This window comes from Enterobacter sp. NFIX58 (assembly GCF_900110475.1).
Classification (GTDB): Bacteria; Pseudomonadota; Gammaproteobacteria; order Enterobacterales; family Enterobacteriaceae; genus Enterobacter; species Enterobacter quasiroggenkampii.
Genome location: NZ_FODW01000004.1, coordinates 107,664 through 124,465 on the forward strand (window position 1 = coordinate 107,664; position 16,802 = coordinate 124,465).

13 protein-coding genes are annotated in these 16,802 nt (G+C 57.7%); 9 read left to right on the plus strand and 4 right to left on the minus strand.

Annotated elements, in window-relative coordinates; genetic code table 11:
- Positions 1–3 precede the first annotated feature (3 nt).
- Positions 4–1,155, minus strand: coding sequence for a Gfo/Idh/MocA family protein (locus BMW97_RS16855; protein WP_045908040.1), 1,152 nt, complete (start codon positions 1,153–1,155; stop codon positions 4–6).
- 192 nt (positions 1,156–1,347) lie between these two features.
- On the opposite strand from BMW97_RS16855, the gene BMW97_RS16860 reads away from it, so the two are divergent.
- Positions 1,348–2,406, plus strand: coding sequence for a LacI family DNA-binding transcriptional regulator (locus BMW97_RS16860; RefSeq protein WP_045908041.1), 1,059 nt, complete (start codon positions 1,348–1,350; stop codon positions 2,404–2,406).
- Here the strand turns inward: BMW97_RS16860 and msrA are convergent, their stop codons facing one another.
- Positions 2,407–3,048: a peptide-methionine (S)-S-oxide reductase MsrA gene (gene msrA, locus BMW97_RS16865; protein ID WP_045908042.1), complete on the minus strand. Its 642-nt coding sequence runs from the start codon at positions 3,046–3,048 to the stop codon at positions 2,407–2,409.
- Positions 3,049–3,272: 224 nt separating this feature from the next.
- Between msrA and tamA the strand changes: the two genes are divergently transcribed.
- Genes tamA through BMW97_RS16880 form a run of 3 tightly spaced genes read left to right on the plus strand, consistent with a single transcriptional unit; the run spans position 3,273 to position 9,126 of the window.
- Positions 3,273–5,006 (plus strand): autotransporter assembly complex protein TamA, encoded by a 1,734-nt coding sequence (gene tamA, locus BMW97_RS16870; protein ID WP_045908043.1) that lies wholly within the window; start codon positions 3,273–3,275, stop codon positions 5,004–5,006.
- Complete coding sequence (tamB, locus tag BMW97_RS16875) at positions 5,003–8,779, plus strand: autotransporter assembly complex protein TamB (protein ID WP_045908044.1); 3,777 nt, start codon at positions 5,003–5,005, stop codon at positions 8,777–8,779. Before tamA ends, tamB begins: the two co-directional genes overlap by 4 nt.
- Before the next feature lie 2 nt (positions 8,780–8,781).
- Positions 8,782–9,126, plus strand: a complete 345-nt coding sequence (locus tag BMW97_RS16880; RefSeq protein ID WP_014830431.1) for a gamma-glutamylcyclotransferase family protein — start codon at positions 8,782–8,784, stop codon at positions 9,124–9,126.
- Between the two features lie 135 nt (positions 9,127–9,261).
- Here the strand turns inward: BMW97_RS16880 and ppa are convergent, their stop codons facing one another.
- Positions 9,262–9,792: an inorganic diphosphatase gene (ppa, locus tag BMW97_RS16885; RefSeq protein WP_008501423.1), complete on the minus strand. Its 531-nt coding sequence runs from the start codon at positions 9,790–9,792 to the stop codon at positions 9,262–9,264.
- A 309-nt stretch (positions 9,793–10,101) separates the two neighbouring features.
- Between ppa and ytfQ the strand changes: the two genes are divergently transcribed.
- The 5 genes from ytfQ (at position 10,102) to BMW97_RS16915 (ending at position 16,382) form a co-directional block, all read left to right on the plus strand.
- Positions 10,102–11,058, plus strand: coding sequence for a galactofuranose ABC transporter substrate-binding protein YtfQ (gene ytfQ / locus BMW97_RS16895; protein WP_014882271.1), 957 nt, complete (start codon positions 10,102–10,104; stop codon positions 11,056–11,058).
- A 132-nt stretch (positions 11,059–11,190) separates the two neighbouring features.
- On the plus strand, positions 11,191–12,693 hold the full coding sequence (gene ytfR, locus BMW97_RS16900) for a galactofuranose ABC transporter, ATP-binding protein YtfR (RefSeq protein WP_045908045.1): 1,503 nt from the start codon (positions 11,191–11,193) through the stop codon (positions 12,691–12,693).
- A 10-nt stretch (positions 12,694–12,703) separates the two neighbouring features.
- On the plus strand, positions 12,704–13,729 hold the full coding sequence (ytfT, locus tag BMW97_RS16905) for a galactofuranose ABC transporter, ATP-binding protein YtfT (protein ID WP_164712093.1): 1,026 nt from the start codon (positions 12,704–12,706) through the stop codon (positions 13,727–13,729).
- A complete protein-coding gene (gene yjfF, locus BMW97_RS16910) occupies positions 13,716–14,717 on the plus strand; it encodes a galactofuranose ABC transporter, permease protein YjfF (protein WP_021240694.1) in 1,002 nt (333 codons plus the stop codon). Before ytfT ends, yjfF begins: the two co-directional genes overlap by 14 nt.
- 93 nt (positions 14,718–14,810) lie before the next feature.
- A complete protein-coding gene (locus tag BMW97_RS16915) occupies positions 14,811–16,382 on the plus strand; it encodes a methyl-accepting chemotaxis protein (protein WP_045908047.1) in 1,572 nt (523 codons plus the stop codon).
- Here BMW97_RS16915 and BMW97_RS16920 read toward each other — a convergent pair.
- Positions 16,354–16,710 carry a helix-turn-helix domain-containing protein gene (locus BMW97_RS16920; RefSeq protein WP_024907284.1) on the minus strand — a complete coding sequence of 119 codons (357 nt, stop codon included), beginning with the start codon at positions 16,708–16,710 and terminating at the stop codon, positions 16,354–16,356. The two genes, BMW97_RS16915 and BMW97_RS16920, sit on opposite strands and share 29 nt — an antisense overlap.
- Positions 16,711–16,802 lie beyond the last annotated feature (92 nt).

Here is a 16,802-nt window from a genome sequence, read left to right on the forward strand (position 1 = left end):
GAGTTACCAGGTGCCTGAGGCGTCCAGCGTGACGCTGGCTGTCTCTTTAGCCACTGAGGTGCTGATGCGTTGTTGAAGCAGGCGCAGATACTGTTTTTCGTTGAGCGGGAACTCGACCCAGTCGTCCGTCCAGGTGGAGAGGTGCATGGCGTTGGAGAGCGTCAACCCGTGGATCCCTTCCAGACCCGGCGCAATGAGCGGCTCGTCGCGCAGGATGGCGGCACAGAAGTTGGCGGTAATGACGTGGTGTTCGCTGCATTCCGGGGCCACGGGAAGCGTGACCTCCCAGCATTCAGGCTCGCCAAAACCGTTCTGCCAGCGGGCGTTGAAGGCGGTTTCAGATTCCCGCAGCCGCCAGTAGCGCAGCTTGCCCTCTTCGACGACCACCTTGCCGCGATCGCCGACGATTTCCAGCCGGTTGGTTCCCGGCGTTTCCGCCACGGTGGTGATGAACACGCCCGTCGCGCCGTTGGCATATTCGGCATAGGCGGTGACGTCGTCTTCCACTTCGATATCGCGATGCTTGCCGAACTGGCAGAACGCGCGCAGGCGGACCGGCATACCGACCAGCCACTGCCAGAGATCGAGCTGGTGCGGGTCCTGGTTGAGCAGCACGCCGCCGCCTTCTCCTTTCCAGGTGGCGCGCCAGCCGCCGGAGTTGTAATAGCTCTGCGAGCGATACCAGTTGGTGATGATCCAGTTGGAGCGGCGGATCTCACCCAGCTCGCCGCTGTCGATCAGATCTTTCACCTTCTGGTAGAGCGGGTTCGGGCGCTGGTTGTACATGATGCCGAACACCACATCGCACGCCTGGGCGCAGGCGTTCATCTCCTGTACCTGGGCGGTATACACGCCCGCCGGTTTTTCACACAGGGTGTGGATGCCGTTGCGCATCGCCAGCATCGACAGGCGCGGATGCTCGTAGTGGGGCGTAGCGACAATCACCGCGTCGATAAGCCCGCTCTGGAGCATCTCCTGCGCGTCGCTGAACACGGGGAGGGTGCCGACCAGCTGGCGAATGGCCGGATGCTTTTCCGGCGCATTATCACAAACTGCGGCAAGGCAGGCGTCGCTGACCGTACCCGCCAGTAAATAACGCGCGTGGACCGTACCGATATTACCTATTCCAATAATGCCAAAACGTACCTTCTCCATGTCACACCTTAATTTCAGTTGAAATGAGTGATGACCGGAAAATAGGAAAGGGGAGCGGTAGCGACAATGTGTTTTTGTGAGAATACTCGCAAGGTGATTAAGTAATCTCCAGGCGTTTTGAAATTTGGTTTTAAAATCAAAGGACTGTTTCTGCAAATATTTGCAAAAACTGAATGAGAGCGAGGTCACACTATGCCGGGCAAGTTAAAAATGGAGGAAATTGCGGCCCTGACGGGCTATTCCGTCAGCACGGTTTCGCGGGTATTAAGCGGCAAGTCTTACACCAGCGATAAAGCCAGGGAGGCGATCGTTCGCACCGCGCGGGAGCTCGGTGTGCTGGAGTCTATGGCGAGCGGAAGATTGCTCATTAACGGTATCGCTGTTTTTGCACCGGAAAGAACCTTTCAGGGACGCGGGGATATTTTTTATCTGGAAGTGACGAAAGGAATTGCTGAAGCCTGCGCGCGGCATAATGTGTGGGTCACGTGCTGTGGTTTAGAAGAGCAGCACGCCGATGTGAAAGTCTTTATGGAAAAGGCCAGCCATAAGAATATTAACGCGATAATTATTATTGGCACTGATGATTCCACCATATTTAAACTGGCAAGCACCCTGAATAAGCCCTGCGTGTTGATTAATTCCGTTGACCGGGATCGGGTGCTGGATTCCGTGTCACCCGATCACCGGGCGATCGGCTTCACCACCATGCAGTACCTTTTCGAGCAGGGGCATCGCCGCGTGCTCACGCTCACCTGCCTGCGGCGGGATACGCTGTACGCGCGACTGGACGGCATCAAAGAGGCGTACCGTCATTTTCACGTCGCCTTCGATCCCCTGCGCGATTTGCTCGTGACGGAGTGGTTTACCGCAGAAGAGGCCGAGCAGGCGCTGGATGCGTGGTTAGTGAATCATGACCGCTCGCAGTGGCCGGAGGTGATTTTCCCGAACAGTACCAGCATGACGGAAGGGGTGGTAAGGGCGTTGACGCGACACGGGCTGCGCATTCCGGAAGACATTTCGCTCATCACGACCGATTTTGCATGGAATTTAGCGCACCGTCTGGAAAAACCGGTCACGGGCGTGACTGTGCCCTGCCGCGAGCTGGGAATTGAGGCCGTTCACCTGCTGCAAACGCGGCTCAACCGACCGCAGGCACCGGTCTTTAACCTGCTGTTGCAGGGCAAAGTGATGGATTACGGCTCGGTCAGCAATGCCACGCGCCACGCGGCTCGCGTGGCGCTGGATCAGTGATCAGGCCAGCTGTGGCGGCAGGCAAACGCCGATGCCCCCAATGCCGCAGTAGCCGTACGGGTTTTTATGCAGATACTGCTGGTGATCGTCCTCGGCGTAGTAGAACGGTTTCGCCGTCGCGATTTCCGTGGTCACCTCGCGCGTATCGCCCGCTTCACGCATGGCCTGCTGGAAACGCTCCAGGCTGGCGCGCGCGGCGGCATCCTGCTCAGGCGTGAGCGGATAGATAGCCGAACGGTACTGCGTGCCGTGGTCATTGCCCTGACGCATGCCCTGCGCCGGGTCGTGATTCTCCCAGAAGACCTGCAGGAGCTGTTCGTAGCTGATTACCGCAGGGTCATAGACCACGCGTACTGCTTCCGCATGGCCGGTTTCGCCGGAGCAGACTTCGCGGTAGGTTGGATTCGGCGTGTAACCGCCCGTGTAGCCGGCTGCCGTGCTGTAAACGCCGGGCAGCTGCCAGAAGAGGCGCTCAACGCCCCAGAAGCAGCCCATGGCGAACAGGGCGATTTCCATGCCATCGGGCACGTTGGTCATAGAATGGCCATTGACGGCGTGTAAGGTCGCTACAGGCATAGGGGTGTTGCGTCCCGGTAATGCATCAGTTTGTGAAACCAGATGCTTTTTGTCGAATAAACTCACGATGGGGCCTCCCGGGGTGCGATGTTTCAGTTAAGGTTGTCACGAAGCGTTTAATTGAACACAATAAATGCGCTGAATGAGACTAGATTTAATCATAAGAAATATTTGGGTGTTACACCCATTTTCAACCCGCGATTCGGGTTTTTGGCCAACAGGCCGTATTTTGCCGCGGAGCGGCACTTCATTTGCTTCCAGGGTGGAAACAGGGATATTCAGGAGAAAACGTGACAAAAATCCGCCAGTTATGTTTAGTCAGTGTGTTGCTGACAAGCGGGATTGCCAGCGCGGCGAATGTCCGTTTGCAGGTTGAGGGGTTATCCGGGGCGCTACAAAAAAACGTACGTGCGCAGTTATCGACCATCCAGAGTGATGAGGTGACGCCGGACCGGCGTTTTCGCGCGCGCGTCGATGATGCGATCCGCGAGGGGCTGAAAGCGCTGGGTTATTACGAACCCACCATTGATTTTGACCTCCGTCCGCCTCCAAAGAAGGGGCGCCAGGTGCTTATTGCCCGCGTTTCGCCGGGCGAGCCGGTGTTGATTGGCGGCACGAACGTTATCCTGCGCGGCGGAGCGCGTACCGACCGGGATTACCTGGACCTGCTCAGCACGCGGCCGAAAATCGGTACCGTGCTTAACCACGGCGACTACGACCATTTCAAAAAAGAGCTGACCAGCGTTTCCCTGCGTAAGGGCTACTTTGACAGCCAGTTCAACAAAAGCCAGCTGGGCATTGCGCTGGCGCGACGTCAGGCCTTCTGGGATATCGATTACGACAGCGGAGAACGTTACCGCTTTGGCGACGTGACGTTCGAAGGTTCGCAAATTCGTGAAGAGTATCTGCAAAACCTCGTGCCCTTCAAAAAAGGGGACTACTACCAGTCGAGCGACCTCGGAGAGCTGAACCGACGCCTCTCCGCTACCGGCTGGTTTAACTCCGTGGTTGTCGCACCGGAATTTGATAAGTCACGCAAAACCAAGGTGTTGCCGCTGCATGGCGTTGTTTCGCCGCGCACCGAGAACACCATTGAGACCGGTGTGGGCTACTCGACGGACGTGGGGCCACGAGTGAAAACCTCGTGGAAAAAACCGTGGGTGAACTCGTACGGCCACAGCCTGACCACCAGCCTGAGCCTCTCTGCGCCTGAGCAGCAGCTGGATTTCAGCTACAAAATGCCGCTGCTGAAAAATCCGCTTGAGCAGTATTACCTTCTGCAGGGCGGTTTTAAGCGCACCGATTTGAACGACACCGAGCAGGACTCGACGACGCTTGCGGTCTCCCGCTTCTGGGATCTCTCCAGCGGCTGGCAGCGCGCCATTAACCTGCGCTGGAGCCTCGATCACTTTACCCAGGCCAACGTCACTAATACCACCATGCTGCTTTATCCGGGGGTGATGATCAGCCGCACCCGCTCGCGCGGGGGCCTGATGCCGACCTGGGGCGACTCACAGCGCTACTCCATCGATTATTCCAACACCGCCTGGGGCTCCGATGTGGACTTCTCCGTCTTTCAGGCGCAAAACGTCTGGATCCGTACGCTGTACGACAAACATCGCTTTGTGATGCGCGGCAATCTCGGCTGGATTGAAACGGGCGATTTCGAGCGCGTTCCGCCGGATCTGCGCTTCTTCGCCGGGGGCGACCGCAGCATTCGCGGGTATAAGTACAAATCGATCTCACCTGAGAACGAAAAGGGCCAGTTGACCGGTGCGTCAAAACTGGCGACGGGCTCGCTGGAGTACCAGTACAACGTCAGCGGAAAGTGGTGGGGCGCCATGTTTGTTGACGGCGGTGAAGCGGTGAACGATATCCGCCGCAGCGACTTTAAAACCGGCGCGGGCGTCGGCGTACGCTGGCAGTCACCCGTCGGGCCTATTAAGCTCGATTTCGCCGTGCCGGTGGGTGACAAAGATGAACACGGATTACAGTTTTACATCGGTCTGGGGCCTGAATTATGAGTTTATGGAAGAAAATAAGCCTCGGAGTGCTGATCTTTATCGTGCTGCTGCTCGGGACGGTGGCGTTTCTGGTAGGAACGACGACCGGGCTGCATCTGCTGTTTAACGCCGCGAACCGCTGGGTGCCGGGGCTGGAAATTGGCCAGGTGACGGGCGGCTGGCGCGACCTGCGCCTGAAGAACATCCGCTATGAGCAGCCGGGCGTGGCGGTTAACGCCGGAGAGTTTCACCTGGCGGTGAAGCTGGGCTGTTTGCGGGACAGCAAGCTCTGCGTCAACGATCTGTCGCTAAAAGATGTCAACGTGGCGATAGACTCGAAGAAAATGCCGAAGTCTGCGCCGGTTGAAGAAGAGGACAGCGGCCCGCTGAATCTCTCCACGCCGTACCCGATCGCGCTTTATCGGGTCGCGCTCAATAACATCAATATCAAAATCGACGACACCACCGTGTCCGTGATGGATTTCACCTCCGGCCTGCGCTGGCAGGAGAAAAACCTCACCCTGACGCCAACGTCCCTGCAGGGCTTATTGATCGCGCTGCCGAAAGTGGCCGACGTGGCGCAGGAAGAGATCGTCGAGCCGAAGATCCAGAACCCGCAGCCGGAAGAAAAGCCGCTGGGCGAAACGCTGAAAGACCTCTTCTCGAAGCCAGTGCTGCCGGAAATGACCGACGTTCATCTGCCGCTGAACCTTAACATTGAGGAATTCAAAGGCGAACAGCTGCGTCTGACGGGCGATACCGACCTGACGGTCTATAACATGCTGCTGAAGGTCAGCAGCATTGACGGCAACATGAAGCTCGACGCGCTGGATATCGACACCAACCAGGGCTCGGTGAATGCGTCAGGTAATGCCCTGCTGCGCGACAGCTGGCCGGTGGATATCACGCTGAATAGCACCCTGAACATCGACCCGCTGAAAGGCGAGAAAGTGAAGGTCAAGGTGGGCGGGGCGCTGCGCGATAAGCTCGATGTTGGCGTGAATCTCTCCGGCCCGGTGGATATGGCCCTGCGTGCGCAAACCCAGCTGGCGGAAGCCGGGCTGCCGCTCAATCTTGAGGTTGTCAGCAAGCAGCTTTCCTGGCCGTTCACCGGCGAAAAGCAGTTCCAGGCCGATGACCTGAAGCTGAAGCTGAGCGGCAAGATGACCGACTACACGCTCTCGTTCCGCACCGCGGTGAAGGGGCAGGGCGTGCCGCCCGCGAACATCACCCTGGATGCGAAGGGCAACCAACAGCAGGTCAACCTCGACAAGCTGACCGTCGCGGCGCTGGAAGGTAAAACCGAGCTGACCGCGCTGCTCGACTGGCAGCAGGCGATCAGCTGGCGCGGCGAGCTGAAGCTGACGGGCATTAACACCGCCAAAGAGGTGCCGGACTGGCCGTCGAAGCTCGATGGCCTGATTAAAACGCGCGGCAGCCTGTACGGCGGCACGTGGCAGATGGACGTGCCGGAGATCAAGCTCACCGGGAACGTGAAGCAGAACAAGGTAAACGTTGAAGGCTCGGTGAAAGGCAACAGCTATCTGCAGTGGGTTATCCCGGGCCTGCACGTGGCCCTGGGGCGCAACACGGCGGATATCAAAGGCGAGCTGGGGGTGAAAGATCTTAATCTGGATGCCACCATCGACGCGCCGAATCTGGATAACGCCCTGCCGGGGCTTGGCGGTACGGCGAAGGGGCTCGTGAAGGTGCGCGGCACGGTAGACGCACCGCAGCTGCTGGCGGATATCACCGCCAATAACCTGCGCTGGCAAGAGCTAAGCGTTGCCCGCCTCCGCGTAGAAGGGGATGTGAAATCCACCGACCAGATCGGCGGTAACCTGAACCTGCGCGTGGAGCACATTTCCCAGCCGGACGTGAACATCAGCCTGGTCACCCTGGACGCGAAAGGGAACGAGAAGCAGCACGACCTGCAGCTACGGGTGCAGGGCGAGCCGGTCTCCGGCCAGCTTCACCTGACCGGTAGCTTCGACCGCAAACAGGAGCGCTGGAAAGGGACGCTGGATAACACCCGTTTCAATACGCCGGTCGGGCCGCTGGCGCTGTCGCGCGCCATTGCTCTGGACTACCGCAACGCCGAGCAGAAGATCAGCATTGGGCCGCACTGCTGGACCAACCCGAATGCGGAACTGTGCGTGCCGCAAACCATCGATGCGGGCGCGGAAGGGCGCGCGCAGATCAACCTCAACCGCTTCGATCTGGCGATGCTAAAACCGTTTATGCCGGATACCACGCAGGCGAGCGGCGTCTTCAGCGGGAAAGCCGATGTCGCCTGGGACACCACCAAAGAGGGGCTGCCGCAGGGCAGCGTCACGCTGTCCGGGCGTAACGTGAAGGTGACGCAGGAGGTGAATGACGCGCCGCTGCCGGTGGCCTTCGACACCCTGAACCTGAGCGCTGACCTGCATAACAACCGTGCGGAGCTGGGGTGGCTGATTCGCCTCACCAATAACGGTCAGTTTGACGGAAAGGTTCAAATTACCGACCCACAGGGACGGCGAAATCTGGGCGGCAACGTCACTATCCGCAACTTCAACCTGGCGATGGTGAACCCGATTTTCGCACGTGGGGAAAAAGCCGAGGGCATGGTGAATGCCAACCTGCGTCTGGCGGGCAATGCACAAAGCCCTCAGCTGTTCGGCCAGCTGCGCCTCAGCGGCGTGGATATTGACGGCAACTTTATGCCGTTTGACATGCAGCCCAGCCAGATCGCCATGAACTTCAACGGCATGAGCTCGACGCTAAGCGGCTCGGTACTGACGCAGCAAGGACAAATCAACCTGAGCGGCGACGCGGACTGGAGCCAGCTCGATAACTGGCGCGCCCGTATTGCCGCGAAAGGCAGTAAGGTGCGCATCACCGTACCGCCGATGGTGCGTCTGGACGTCTCGCCTGATGTGGTCTTTGAAGCCACGCCAAGCCTCTTCACGCTTGACGGTCGCGTCGACGTGCCGTGGGCGCGCATCGTGGTTCACGATGTGCCGGAAAGTGCGGTCGGCGTCTCAAGTGATGAAGTTATGCTCAATGAAAATCTGAAACCTGTCGAACAGAAGAGCGCTGGCATACCGATTAATAGTAACCTTATCGTGCACGTGGGGAATAACGTGCGGTTGGATGCGTTTGGGCTGAAGGCGAGGCTTACGGGAGACCTGAAGGTGGCGCAGGATAAACAAGGGCTTGGCCTGAACGGGCAAATCAATATTCCTGAAGGGCGTTTCCACGCTTATGGTCAGGATCTGATTGTCCGTAAAGGCGAGCTGCTGTTCTCCGGTCCACCGGATCAGCCCCTGCTGAACATCGAAGCGATTCGTAATCCGGAAGCGACGGAAAACGACGTCATTGCTGGGGTACGCGTCACCGGTTCTGCTGACGAACCGAAGGCGGAGATCTTCTCTGACCCGGCGATGTCCCAGCAGGAAGCCCTCTCTTACCTGCTGCGTGGACAAGGTCTCGACAGCGGTCAGAGCGACAGTGCGGCGATGACCTCGATGTTAGTGGGGCTGGGGGTTGCACAAAGTGGGCAGGTTGTGGGTAAAATCGGCGAGACGTTCGGCGTAAGCAATCTGGCGCTGGACACCCAGGGCGTGGGCGACTCCTCGCAGGTGGTGGTCAGCGGCTATGTACTGCCGGGTCTGCAGGTAAAATATGGTGTGGGGATCTTTGACTCACTGGCAACACTCACGTTACGCTATCGCCTGATGCCTAAGCTATATCTGGAAGCAGTGTCCGGCGTAGACCAGGCACTTGATCTGCTCTATCAGTTTGAGTTTTAGCAATGCGAATATTTGTCTACGGCAGTTTACGAACCAAGCAAGGCAACAGTCACTGGATGACCAATGCCCTGCTGCTGGGGAATTACAATATCGAGAACTACCAGTTGTACAGCCTGGGCCACTATCCAGGCGCGGTTCCCGGCGAAGGAACAGTACAGGGTGAAGTTTATCGTATTGATAACGCGACACTTGCCGAACTTGATGCCTTGCGCACCAGGGGCGGTGAATACGCGCGCCAGTTGATCCAGACGCCGTACGGAAGTGCGTGGATGTATGTCTACCAGCGTCCGGTCGAAGGGTTAACGCGGATTGTAAGCGGTAACTGGTTAGACAGAGACCAGTACTGAAAAAAACCAACGCCACCGTGAGGTGACGTTGTTTTTTTACGCCTCTTGCCGGGTGGCGCTGCGCTTACCCGGCCTACATGTTCCAGCCACAAAAAAGCCCCGGCATGCGGGGCTTTTTTTAATCGGCAGTAAGAATTACTTCTTAGCAGCGCGTTCGAAAGAGGCGATGATTTCCGCTTTCGCTGCTTCTGCGTTGTCCCAGCCGTCAACTTTAACCCACTTGCCTTTTTCGAGGTCTTTGTAGTGCTCGAAGAAGTGAGTAATCTGCGCTTTCAGCAGCTCTGGCAGGTCGTTCACATCTTTGATGTGATCGTATTCTTTGCTCAGCTTGGTGTGCGGTACCGCAACCAGCTTCGCATCTTCACCGGATTCGTCGGTCATTTTCAGCACGCCAACAGGACGGCAGCGAATCACTGCACCTGGCTGCAGTGGGTATGGCGTTGGGACCAGCACGTCAACCGGGTCACCGTCCAGAGACAGGGTGTGGTTGATGTAACCGTAGTTGCACGGATAGAACATCGCGGTAGACATGAAACGGTCTACGAACAGGGCGCCGCTCTCTTTGTCCACTTCGTATTTGATCGGATCTGCGTTAGCCGGGATTTCGATAACTACGTAGATGTCTTCTGGCAGTTCTTTACCTGCTGGGACGTTGAGTAAGCTCATGTCGGTGTCCTTTAAAATGGATGGTAAACAAGTGGCAGGTATTATAGCCAACTCGCGCTGAATGTCTCCGCCTGTTTTCGCCTTCTCTCCACGTTATTCCCACTTTTCAGACCGATTCCATGACAGAAAAATCCATAAACTCAGCCGCATTTTTCATGGAGAAATGAAAGCGATTACAAACTTGTGATTAACGTTTTATTCACTTTTCTGAAGTGTGATGTAACGCAATTCGTTACATATTTCATGGGCTATAGTCATTCCGCAGAACATCTTTTAACCAACAATAACTCACCCTACGAGGACGTTCATATGTGGAAGCGCTTACTCCTGGTCACAGCCGTTTCGGCAGCCATGTCGTCTATGGCGATGGCCGCTCCCTTAACCGTAGGTTTTTCGCAAGTCGGCTCTGAATCTGGCTGGCGAGCGGCAGAAACCAACGTGGCGAAAAGCGAAGCTCAGAAACGCGGTATTACCCTGAAAATCGCCGATGGTCAGCAAAAACAAGAGAATCAGATCAAAGCCGTGCGCTCCTTTATCGCCCAGGGCGTGGATGCCATCTTTATTGCCCCCGTCGTGGCGACCGGCTGGGAACCCGTCCTGAAGGAAGCGAAAGACGCTGAGATCCCGGTCTTCCTGCTCGATCGTTCCATCGACGTCAAAGACAAATCTCTCTATATGACCACCGTGACGGCCAATAACGTGCTGGAAGGGCAGTTAATTGGTGACTGGCTGGTAAAACAGGTCGACGGCAAGCCGTGTAACGTCGTTGAGCTGCAGGGTACCGTCGGGGCGAGCGTGGCCATCGACCGTAAAAAAGGCTTTGCTGAAGCCATCGCGAAAGCGCCAAACATCAAGATTATCCGCTCTCAGTCCGGCGACTTTACCCGCAGCAAAGGTAAAGAGGTCATGGAGAGCTTCATTAAGGCTGAAAACAACGGCAAGAACATCTGCATGGTTTACGCCCACAACGATGACATGGTGATCGGTGCGATTCAGGCCATTAAAGAAGCGGGCCTGAAGCCGGGCAAAGATATCCTCACCGGCTCTATCGACGGCGTGCCGGACATCTACAAAGCGATGATCGACGGCGAAGCCAACGCCAGCGTGGAGCTGACGCCAAACATGGCGGGCCCGGCATTCGACGCGCTGGAGAAATTCAAGAAAGACGGCACGATGCCGGAGAAAGTGACGGTCACCAAGTCCACGCTCTACCTGCCTGATACGGCGAAAGAAGAGTTAGAGAAGAAGAAAAATATGGGCTACTAAGACCCGCGCCCCTCACCCCAGCCCTCTCCCCGGAGGGGAGAGGGAGAAAGGCAGGGCGGAGCTGGATATTAACAATTGGCACGATCAATCCCCTCTCCCCTCCGGGGAGAGGGTCAGGGTGAGGGGGAAACCATGACCACTGAACAACACCAGGAAATCCTCCGCACAGAGGGCTTGAGTAAATTCTTTCCCGGCGTAAAGGCGCTGGATAACGTTGATTTCAGCCTGCGGCGCGGGGAGATCATGGCGCTGCTGGGCGAGAACGGTGCGGGAAAATCGACGCTGATTAAATCCCTGACCGGTGTTTATCACGCTGACCGCGGCACCATCTGGCTGGAAGGCAACGCCATTTCGCCCAAAAACACCGCCCATGCCCAGCAGCTGGGGATCGGGACGGTCTATCAGGAAGTGAACCTGCTGCCGAATATGTCGGTGGCGGATAACCTGTTTATTGGCCGTGAGCCACGACGCTTTGGCCTGCTGCGCCGTAAAGAGATGGAGGCGCGGGCGACAACGCTGATGGAATCCTACGGCTTCTCCCTCGACGTCCGCGAGCCGCTGAACCGCTTTTCCGTGGCGATGCAGCAGATCGTCGCCATTTGTCGCGCGATCGATCTCTCCGCAAAGGTGCTGATCCTCGACGAACCCACCGCCAGCCTCGATACCCAGGAGGTGGAGATGCTCTTTACCCTGATGCGCCAGCTGCGCGATCAGGGCGTCAGCCTGATCTTCGTAACCCACTTCCTCGATCAGGTGTATGAGGTGAGCGATCGCATTACGGTGCTGCGCAACGGCAGCTTTGTCGGCTGCCGCGAAACCCGCGAGCTGCCGCAGATCGAGCTGGTCAAAATGATGCTGGGCCGCGAGCTGGAAACCAACGCCCTTCAGCGCGCGGGCCGCACGCTGCTGAGCGAAAAGCCGGTCGCCGCGTTCAGCGATTACGGTAAAAAAGGGGTCATCTCGCCGTTTAACCTTGAGGTGCGGCCAGGCGAAATTGTCGGGCTGGCGGGCCTGTTAGGCTCGGGTCGAACCGAGACCGCCGAGGTGATCTTCGGGATCAAGCCGGCCGACAGCGGCAGCGCGCTGATCAAGGGCAAACCGCAAACCCTGCGATCGCCACATCAGGCTTCCTGTCTCGGCGTCGGCTTCTGCCCGGAGGACCGGAAAACGGACGGCATTATTGCCGCGGCCTCGGTGCGGGAAAATATCATTCTGGCGCTACAGGCCCAGCGCGGCTGGCTGCGGCCGATCCCTCGCAAAGAGCAGAACGCCATTGCCGAACGCTTTATACGCCAGCTCGGCATCCGCACCCCGAGCGCGGAACAGCCCATTGAATTTCTCTCCGGCGGTAACCAGCAGAAAGTGCTGCTGTCGCGCTGGCTGCTGACCAAACCCCAGTTCCTGATCCTCGACGAACCGACCCGCGGCATTGACGTGGGGGCGCACGCCGAAATTATCCGGCTTATCGAGACCCTGTGCGCTGACGGTCTGGCGCTGCTGGTCATTTCGTCCGAGCTGGAAGAGCTGGTGGGTTATGCCGATCGCGTCATCATTATGCGCGATCGTAAACAGGTGGCAGAGATCCCGCTGGATAAGCTGTCCGTTCCGGCGATCATGAATGCCATCGCGGCATAAGGAGTGAATCGTGATGTCCCGTTCGCTTTCGCAAACCGGTGAGTCAAAGCGCCGCTTCAACTGGCCGACCGGCACGCCGCAAATCGCGGCGCTGCTGGTGGTGCTGCTGGTTGATAGCCTGGTTGCCCCGCATTTCTTCCAGATCATCGTGCAGGATGGCCGCCTGTTTGGCAGCCCGATAGACATTTTAAACCGTGCCGCGCCCGTGGCGCTGCTGGCCATCGGGATGACGCTGGTGATTGCCACCGGCGGGATTGACCTCTCCGTCGGCGCGGTGATGGCTATCGCCGGGGCCACGGCCGCCTCCATGACCGTGGCCGGGCACAGCCTGCCGGTGGTCCTGCTGGCAGCCTTAGGTACCGGCGTGCTGGCCGGGTTATGGAACGGCATTCTGGTGGCGGTGCTGAAAATCCAGCCCTTTGTCGCCACGCTGATTTTAATGGTGGCCGGGCGCGGCGTCGCGCAGCTGATTACCTCCGGACAGATTGTTACCTTCAACTCACCGAGCCTGGCGTGGCTCGGCAGCGGCAACCTTCTGTTCTTCCCGACGCCGGTGATTATTGCCCTGGTGACGTTAGTGGTGTTCTGGCTTTTCACCCGCAAAACGGCACTGGGCATGTTCATTGAGGCCGTCGGGATCAACATCCGCGCCGCGCGCAACGCCGGGGTCAACACGCGGCTGATGGTGATGCTGACCTACGTGCTGAGCGGTATCTGCGCCGCCATCGCCGGGGTGATCGTCGCGGCGGATATCCGCGGAGCCGATGCCAACAACGCCGGGCTCTGGCTGGAGTTGGATGCGATCCTGGCGGTGGTCATCGGCGGCGGGTCGCTGATGGGCGGACGTTTTAACCTGCTGCTCTCGGTGATCGGCGCGCTGATCATTCAGGGAATGAACACCGGGATCCTGCTCTCCGGTTTCCAGCCGGAACTCAACCAGGTGGTGAAAGCGGTGGTCGTGCTCTGCGTGCTGATCGTCCAGTCGCCGCGCTTTGTCAGCATCATTAAGGGGATCCGTGGCCATGATAAAACGTAATTTACCGCTAATGATCACGCTGGGCGTGTTTGTGCTGGGCTACCTCTACTGTCTGACGCAGTTCCCCGGTTTTGCCTCGACGCGCGTGATCTGCAATATCCTGACCGATAACGCCTTTTTAGGCATCATCGCCGTCGGCATGACCTTTGTGATCCTCTCCGGCGGGATCGACCTCTCCGTCGGCTCGGTGATCGCGTTTACGGGCGTATTTCTCGCAAAGGCGATCGGCTTCTGGGGCATCTCACCGCTGGTGGCGTTTCCGCTGGTGCTGGTGATGGGCTGCGCGTTTGGCGCCTTTATGGGGCTGCTGATCGACGCGTTAAAAATTCCGGCGTTTATCATTACCCTCGCGGGAATGTTCTTCCTCCGTGGGGTGAGCTACCTGGTGTCGGAAGAGTCGATCCCGATTAACCATCCGGTGTACGACACGCTCTCCAGCCTGGCGTGGAAAATCCCCGGCGGCGGCCGCCTGAGCGCGATGGGGCTGCTGATGCTGGGCGTGGTCGTCATTGGCATCTTCCTTGCTCACCGTACCCGGTTTGGCAATCAGGTTTACGCCATTGGCGGCAACGCCACGTCGGCCAACCTGATGGGGATCTCGACCCGCAGCACCACCATCCGCATCTATATGCTCTCGACCGGCCTGGCGACGCTGGCGGGTATCGTCTTCTCGGTATACACCCAGGCGGGCTATGCCCTCGCAGGCGTGGGCGTTGAGCTGGATGCGATTGCTTCTGTGGTCATCGGCGGTACGCTGCTCAGCGGCGGCGTGGGGACGGTGCTGGGGACGCTGTTCGGCGTGGCGATTCAGGGGCTGATACAAACCTATATCAACTTTGACGGCACGCTCAGCTCGTGGTGGACGAAGATCGCCATCGGCATTCTGCTGTTTATTTTTATTGCCCTGCAGCGTGGTCTGACGGTGCTCTGGGAGAACCGTCAAAGCTCGCCTGTTACTCGCGTAAACACATCGGTAACAGAGCGATAACACGCTGAATTTGCTTAAAGTCTAAACATTTTCCGGTAGCGGCCGATACTCTTTTTTTATGCCCAGAAATATCTCGCTACCGGAAATAATATCATGCTGAAAACGCTATCGATTCGTACCGGCTTGCTCTCTTTACTGGCCGTTATGACCCTTCTGCTGCTGATTGTCAGCGGCATTGGCATTTATGCCCTCACACAGAGTTCTTCTTCGCTGCAGCGTATTAATCACCTTCAGGGTGAGCAAATGGTGCAGCTTAATTCAGGCTATACGCTGATCCTGCGCGCGCGCAATGAAGCGGGGCAGGCCGTCCGCATGATGGAAATCGGCATGCTGGACGATGCGGCCAGCGCGGTAAAAAACATCAACCAGGAAGTCGCCCTGGCCCAGAAAACGCTGAAGGGCGTGATCGACGGCGGCGTGGCTGACGAGCAGGGGCAACAGCTGCTCAATAAGGTGGCGGCCAGCCTGGGGACGTATACCCAACAGGGGATCAACCCGATGCTGAAAACCCTCAATGACCAGAGCGCGGACGGGTATTACGATCTGCTGGAGAAGACGCTGATCCCGCTGGCGTCAACGTTCGATAATGACATGCAGGCGTTTCAGAAATGGAGCGAAGCGCGAGGTCTGGCGGAAGTGAGTGCCGTGCAGGCGAGCAAAACCCGCGTCCTGATCCTGATTATCGTCGCAGCGCTGCTGACGGCGGGCATTATTGTGCTGGCCTGGCTGGCGCTGCGCCATATGCTGCTCAAGCCGCTCTCGGCGTCGATTGCTCAACTGGAGAATGTGGCAGCGGGCGATTTAACCCATACGCTGGCTGCACCCGCGAGCCAGGAGTTTAACCGCCTTAACGCGGTGATAGAGGAGATGCGTCAGTCGCTGATGAACTCGGTTCTGCGGGTACGCGATGCCAGCGCGCAGATTGACACCGGCAGCCGCGAGCTGACGCTGGGAAACCGCGATCTCGCCGAGCGTACGGAATCCACCGCCACCTCGCTGGAGCAGACCGCGGCCAGCATGGAACAGATCACCGCCACGGTGAAGCTCAACGCCGATAACGCCGAGCAGGCGCACCAGCTGGCGAAATCGGTGTCCGACACGGCCGATCACGGCAGTGAAATGGTCTGCTACGTGATTGAAAAAATGCGCGATATCTCCGGCAGTTCGGCGCGTATCGCTGACATCCTGAGCGTCATCGACGGCATTGCCTTCCAGACCAATATTCTGGCGCTTAACGCCTCCGTGGAAGCGGCGCGTGCGGGCGAGCAGGGGCGCGGTTTTGCCGTCGTCGCGGGCGAGGTGCGCAACCTTGCCAGCCGCAGCGCCGACGCGGCGAAAGAGATTCGAACGCTTATCGGTGACTCGCAGACCCACGTTAACGAGGGCAGCGAGCTGGCCCAGCAGGCTGGCGAAACGATGGACGAGATCGCAACCGAAGTGCTGCGTATGACCAAACTGATGCGTGAGATTGCGACCGCGTCTCATGAGCAGAGCCGCGGCATTGAGCAGGTGAATATTGCGGTGAACCAGATGGACGAAACCGCGCAGCAGAATGCGGCGCTGGTGCAGCAATCCTCCGCCGCGACCCGCTCCCTTGAGGAGCAGTCGCGTCAGCTGATGGAAGCCATGTCATCATTCAAAGTGACGACTCAGAACGCGGCATAATATTACCCAGCCCCGGTACGTTCTGTGCCGGGGTTTTATTCCTTCCGGAATTAAGCGCCCCGATATTATCGTGAATTTCACCCATTAATATTTCCAGCGAGCTGGTTAAGGCTAACGCTTTTTCAGTCGGTTCAAGATATAAACCTTTACGGAAAAATAACGGCTCATCAAAGAGTTGATTAAAACGCTTTAATGCCAGACTCACCGCAGGACGGGACATCTCCAGACGCAAAGAGGCCTTTGCCATGCTGCCGCAGCGGACGATTTCAATAAATACAGGGATAAGATTTAAATCAATACCGGTATTAGCACGGGAATAATTTTTCATTGCGATTCTGCTCCACGAAATATCTGTCAAACTGTTATGGAAATAATGCAGGAGCAGTGGCGAAGATTAAAGCATGTTTTTTATAAACACTT